The sequence below is a fragment of the Aequoribacter sp. genome (assembly GCF_965659035.1).
Taxonomy (GTDB): domain Bacteria; phylum Pseudomonadota; class Gammaproteobacteria; order Pseudomonadales; family Halieaceae; genus Aequoribacter.
The window spans coordinates 1-5,863 of the sequence record NZ_CBFHWH010000110.1 but is presented as its reverse complement, the minus strand read 5'-3'; the positions used below and the strand labels follow the sequence as shown (position 1 = coordinate 5,863).

At 53.3% G+C, this 5,863-nt stretch carries 7 protein-coding genes; 1 reads left to right on the top strand and 6 read right to left on the bottom strand.

Translation table 11 applies throughout. From position 1 onward, the window contains the following. From ACTF5Z_RS11055 to ACTF5Z_RS11030, 6 genes are all read right to left on the bottom strand, one after another. The coding region (locus ACTF5Z_RS11055) for an alanine racemase (RefSeq protein WP_438985682.1) at positions 1 to 719 on the bottom strand (719 nt) is incomplete at its 3' end. Positions 720 to 721: 2 nt separating this feature from the next. Next, complete coding sequence (locus ACTF5Z_RS11050) at positions 722 to 2,131, bottom strand: D-arabinono-1,4-lactone oxidase (protein ID WP_438985681.1); 1,410 nt, start codon at positions 2,129 to 2,131, stop codon at positions 722 to 724. Beyond that, positions 2,128 to 2,445, bottom strand: a complete 318-nt coding sequence (locus ACTF5Z_RS11045) for a c-type cytochrome (RefSeq protein ID WP_438985680.1) — start codon at positions 2,443 to 2,445, stop codon at positions 2,128 to 2,130. The genes ACTF5Z_RS11050 and ACTF5Z_RS11045 overlap by 4 nt, the downstream gene beginning before the upstream one ends. 79 nt (positions 2,446 to 2,524) lie before the next feature. Beyond that, positions 2,525 to 2,965, bottom strand: a complete 441-nt coding sequence (locus ACTF5Z_RS11040) for a group III truncated hemoglobin (RefSeq protein ID WP_438985679.1) — start codon at positions 2,963 to 2,965, stop codon at positions 2,525 to 2,527. Further along, the gene (locus ACTF5Z_RS11035; protein WP_438985678.1) at positions 2,955 to 3,725 is read right to left on the bottom strand and encodes an SDR family NAD(P)-dependent oxidoreductase; all 771 of its coding nucleotides are present in this window, start codon (positions 3,723 to 3,725) and stop codon (positions 2,955 to 2,957) included. Before ACTF5Z_RS11035 ends, ACTF5Z_RS11040 begins: the two co-directional genes overlap by 11 nt. Before the next feature lie 98 nt (positions 3,726 to 3,823). Further along, the gene (locus tag ACTF5Z_RS11030; protein WP_438985677.1) at positions 3,824 to 5,098 is read right to left on the bottom strand and encodes a cytochrome P450; all 1,275 of its coding nucleotides are present in this window, start codon (positions 5,096 to 5,098) and stop codon (positions 3,824 to 3,826) included. 199 nt (positions 5,099 to 5,297) lie between these two features. Between ACTF5Z_RS11030 and ACTF5Z_RS11025 the strand changes: the two genes are divergently transcribed. Continuing rightward, positions 5,298 to 5,863 (top strand): outer membrane protein assembly factor BamB family protein (locus ACTF5Z_RS11025; RefSeq protein WP_438985676.1); only part of this gene is annotated, 566 nt, incomplete at its 3' end.

The window sequence follows — 5,863 nt, the reverse complement described above, 5'->3', positions numbered from 1 at the left end:
TACCGGGCTTTGACTTTGGGTAGCTCACGTTTGGCCAACACACTGGGTATGCCCATTAAATGCGCGTCGTAGCCCATAAAACCGCTGAATGTTAGGTGTTGGGGGTTGGCCCTGATGAGTCCCAAAGCGTCGCTCAGTGCTTCATCGGCAACAAATCCACCGCGATGTAGTCCAACATCGAGCTCTAGGTTTACACGCAGTTTCAGTTGGTTCGCCCGGGCAAAGTTTAAATACTGTTGAAGTCGTGCCGTCGTATCGACCAACCACTGGAGCTGCTGCGCCGGCTCAAAGGTTCCAGCGTGTTTGCGATAAAACTCCTGAACGGCAGCAATAGGAAAGGGTTTGCCGATGAGTATATCTGCATCAGGCGTCACTTGCGTTGTCGCCAGCAAGAAAGGTAAATGAAAAATCATTTGTGCCTGGGTCTGGGCTCGCTCGCTAATGTAGCGCACCAGCTCCGGGCTAGGTACCGACTTGGTCACGACGCGATAACTCAGCCAGGGCGCAGTACCTAGAGTTTGAGTGATACGGTCGATATTGCGATCGAGTCGGTCTAAATCAATAATCAAGCTCGGGGTGCCAATTCCTGCATCTTTAAGCGTTTGGTTAAGCTCGGTGAAGTAGGGTGTATAAACACCGCCTTTATCTTTGGGTTTTAGCCAAGCGGCAAGCCCAGCTGCACCCAAAGCACCAAGAATTACATTGCGTCGAGAGGGCATGCTTACGCTCCAAATAATTCTTTTAGGTGGGCATTCATTAGGCGTTTGTCTGGGTCTAGGCTCTCTCTGACGGCTAAAAAGTCCCGCCAGTGCTTGGGGTAAAGTGCGGCTAAATCCGAGGCCTTTAAGGTATGCAGTTTACCCCAGTGTGGGCGACCGCCGTAGCGCCAGAATATTGGCTCGAGCTCTGCGAAAATTGGACGGTAATCCAGATCGCCATATTGGTGAATGGAAATAGTGGCGCCGTCTTGCCCTTGGAACATGCTTAACCAAATGTCATCGGCTTTAACGTAGCGATATTCAATGGGGAAGCTAAGGGGCAGGTTTTTGTTGCGAATGGTGGCCATAATCTCACGAAGACAGGCAGGGCCCAATTCTGCGGGCACGGTGTACTCCATTTCTCGAAAGCGCACAACGCGCACATGAGGTAGCACCTCGTGCGCTTTACCGGTGCGAATGGTCTCTGCTTCGTTGCCCATCACAGCGGTCAGCAACGTGTCGTATAACCTACTGCCCACGCCCGGTATCCAAGCGATTGCATTAAAAACATCACGCAGCGTATTGACTGCCTGAGGGTCGTCTTGGCCCTGGGGCCTGTCGCCTGGTTGCGCTGGATTGGTGGACACCGAAATCCCAACTGACGCGTGGGGCAGGGCAAACAACTCAAAATACTGATTGTTCGCTTTGCGGTTTTCGATGTCCTCAAGCATGTCCTCTAAAGGCTCAATCTTGTTGACTTCTGTTAAGTCAAAATCCGCTTGGTTTTGCAGCGTAAAGTCGGTCACGATTCCCAACGCCCCAGCGGACGTCAGTGCCGCTTTGAAAATATCGGGGTTGCTGCTGGGACTGCATTCGAGTAGCTCTCCGTCCACGGTCGCAAGGCGTAACGAGTTGACGTAGGAGCCCATCGAGCCAAAATTTACCCCCGTAGCGTGTGCGCAGTTGACTATGGCGCCGCCCAGGGCCAGATAGGCCATATCGGGCATATTGGGTAGAGCCTGGCCGATATCGGCAAGCAGATAGCCCAAGTCGTGCAGACGCGTGCCCGACAGTACTTGTGCTGTGTTTGTGGCTGGGTCGTGGTCGATGACGCCGCTCAATAAATCGGTAGCGATTAGGGTATCGTCAGTAGGCACTACTGCGCTGAATGAGTGGCCGGCTCCCACCGCGCGAACCGTGCCTTTGGCGTTTTTTAAGACGCTTACTAATTCATCAATGCTGGCAGGTGCCGGTCGATGTTGGGGTTGGCAAGATTGGTTGCCCGCCCAATTGATCCAAGGCACGGGTTTGCCTGGCTCGTACGCGATTGGACTTTGGGGTTCGGTTGACGATTGCTCGCAACCACCCAGCAGTGCAAAAGCGCCAGTTGCTCCCAAAGCACCAGTGCCACGCAAAAACTGTCGGCGTTTCATCGTGGGATCTCCTGTAAAGCTTCTCCGGCCAATATTTCGCTTAGGGTGATTAAATCGTCCTCCGAACAAGCACTGCAATAGCCTAGTGGTGGCATGCCCCTAAGGCCTTCTACCACGTGGGTCATGATTTGCTGTTTGCCCTTGGCAAGAATGGGTTGCCAGGCCTTGGAGTCGCCAATAACGGGCGCTCCGGTGTGAATGTTGGCGTGGCATTGCAGGCAGTTCACCGTGAGCAATTTCAGTTGGCGCTCGGTTGGGGCCGCTTGGCCGCTTGTGCTGAGTGCACTTAGCAAGACAAAAATCAGTAATCGCATATTATTAACTGTGTTCGGGCGATGATTCGATCATAAGCCAAGTCTGTGATCAAAGCGATGTCATTTCTAGACAGCACAGTCAAGTCGCGAACTGTGCGGCGTGTTGTTCGGCTAATCGCTCTGACATGTTGTGCGCAATGCGCAGCGCAATGCGTTTGGCTTTGTCGGCCACAGGGCCCTGAAACTGACCGTCCATAGTGGCAATGAAGTAGTGGGTCCAAAGTTCAAAGTGTCGTCTGGTAAAGGGGTATTTGGCGTCAATCGCGCGATGCTTGTTCATCGTATGGCGCTGATAGCTCGTATCGCCAAACAAAAGTTTTTGCCAGTAGTCGCAAATTATCGGGACGTGTTTGTCGAGGTCGATGGCCGCCACGTCAAGAAACAGTGGCGCCAGTTCTGGATCAGCGAGCAGGTGTGTGTAAAACGCCCGCACAAACGTTTCGATGTCGGCGCGATTACTCAGGTCGCGCTTTGTCAGCTCCGACTGCAAAGTCCGCGCTGTGCCGGGGCTAAACGCCATAGCCCCCATCGACAGAGATCATTTGCCCTGTAACGTAGCCTGCTTTTTGCGATGCTAGATAGACCACAGCGTGCGCGACTTCCTCGGGCTCGCCCCAGCGTTTGACACACAAGCCCGCCTGCACAGCATCGGCCCACTCTTGGTCGAAGGTGCCGTCCGCCCACAAGCGCTTGAAAATACCCGCGTTAATGACGCCAATAGCGACTGAGTTTGCTCGAATACCGTGCGCGCCTTCCTCTTTGGCAATGCCCTGAATTAAGGACTCGATGCAGGCTTTGGGCGCGACCGAAAGCACATCACCCTTGGGCCACTTGTGCAAACCGGCCGAGCTAATATGCACGTAAGAGCCGCCGCCCGCTGCTTTCATGTGCGGTAGTGATGCGTGCACGATGTTAAAGAACCCTGCCACGTCAGCGTCCATCACTTTGCGCCAGTTAGCCGGACTTAAATCGCGAATCAAGGGCTGGTCTATGTCAGAGCCTGCTGCAACGACCACGGTGTGAATTCTTTGCGCCTGCGCGAGTTCGTTAATTAGACCTATAACTCGGTCCTCATCGCCAATACTCAGTTGATGGCAGGTCGCGTTTTTGCCTACGGCCTTTACGCGCTCGACCGTTTCAAGTGCGCGGGCTTCATTGCCATTGTAGGTTAGGGCAATATCGGAGCCAGCTTTGGCTAACTCGACGCAAATTTCGGCGCCCATGCCGCCGCTGCCGCCGATGACAAGGGTAATGCCTTCTGGAAAATCGGGTTTGTTCATAGTCAGTCCTGTTTTTATGTGTGTTTCGATACTAGCAATAACCGCGCACAGTCGGCGACGAGGGGGTTACGCACGGTCAACCCCCCCCAGACTAAGCCTCACTCACCGCGCTTGGTAAAGGTAATTGGCATCGACCGAATGCCCTGCACAAAGTAGGAATGAATGTAAGTAACAGGGCCACTGAATTGCGGGTTGTCCATGCGCTTTAGAATCTCGGCCAGCTGTACCTTCATCTCGAGTTTGGCCAGGTGCATGCCCAGACAGTTGTGTTTGCCTATGCCAAACGATCGCACATTGGCTTTGAAGTCACTCTGCCGTTTGGGGCGGGTCAGGTCAAACTGAGTGGCATCCTCACCAAACAGGCGCGGGTCGTTGTTTGATGCGTGGTAGAACATGACCACCTTGTCGCCTTTTTTGATATCGGCATTGCCAAGTTCTGGCGCGCAAACATCCTGCGTTGCGGTGCGTCGCATGGTAATAAACGAGGTGTTTTTGCGCAGCATCTCCTCAACCGCATCATCCAAGGCTTCTGGGTGCTCTTGCAAAAAGCGATATTGCTCGGGGTTTTCCATCAGGTTGCGCATGCCGTGGGTGATGGCGGTTCGTGTGCTTTCGTTGCCGGCCGACATCAGCATTAGAGCGATCCAGGCAAAATCTTCGTCGCTGACCGGCTCGCCGCGAATTTCACCGTTCAATAGTTGGGTGCATAGATTCTTTTCGGGGCGACCGCGCCATTCGGTGGCTAGCCCCATGAAGGTCATAAATACATTGGCGCTCGCATCGAGAGCCCGCGATTCGGCGCCCTGACGATCGGCATCAGAGAAGGCCGGATCGTCCTGGAAGAACATGTCGTTGGTCCAGTCGAAAAACTGTTTGCGCTGGTCTGTGGGGATATTAAAAAATTCTAAGATCGTGATCAGCGGGAGTTCAGCGGCGACGTCCTCGACAAACTCGCACTCGCCCCGATCAATCACGGCGTCGATGACCTCTTTAGCGACACGCTCCGCCTTTTCTTGGTAGGTGGCTACTGTGCCCGGTAAAAAGTTGTCACGAATGAGTTTGCGATACTCTAAATTCAGGGGCGGATCCATGTTCAAAAACATTTTACCCATGATGTTATCGACCGTCTCCTGCGGATCCTCCATGGGAGTAGCAGCTCGCAACGCTGACGAAAACAGCTCGTTGTGCATAGACACAAAATCGATGCCTTCTTTTTGCGTCACGGCCCAGTATGGGACTCCGGTGATAGGGTCTTCTATTTTGACCGCAGGGCCAGCTTCGCGCACTTCGGCGAAGATTTTTTCGGGTACGCCATTGGCGATTAACGTAGGGTCGAGCAAGTTGGTGAAAGGGCATTTTGCTGAGTTTGTCATTATATGTCGTCCGCTAATGGTCCATTGGTTGACTTAAGAGTACTGAAAAATGTGACGTTTGTATCAATGTATTTGGACTATGAATTGGCCCTTAGAAGCGCTTGCGGCCGATTAAGGGTATGGGTATCGTAAATCTTCATGATTCTGTCGCGCCGCTCTTGGCGCTGAATAAGCGCTAAGCAAAATAAAAAGAGATGTTATGGGCGACCTAAGAAAACATAAAACTCCAGCCGCGGCGCTGATTATCGGGCTTATGATTGCCTGCGCATCCTGGGGGCAAACAAGCGACGAAATCGCGAATCCCGACCCCACCGAATGGTTGAGTTACGGTCGCGATTATCAAGAGCAGCGCTACAGCCCGCTTGCTCAAATAAAGACCGACAATGTTCAAGATTTGGGTCTGGCTTGGTTCATGGATACCGACTCGAATCGGGGGCTGGAAGCAACACCGCTCGTAGCGGATGGCGTGATGTACGTCAGTGGAAGCTGGAGTGTCGTGTATGCCCTGGACGCAAAAACGGGCGAGCGCTTGTGGAGTTTCGATCCAGAGGTGGACAAAGCCTACGGTAAGCGGGCCTGCTGTGACGTCGTTAATCGGGGTGTTGCTCTGTACGATGATAAGGTGATCTTTGGCACACTCGATGGGCGCTTGATTGCTCTGGACAAAGCAACAGGGGCGATCGTTTGGTCGGTCTCTACGATTGCGGGTGAGCAGGGAAGTTACAGTATTACTGGCGCACCGCGAGCGGCCAATGGCTTTGTCTA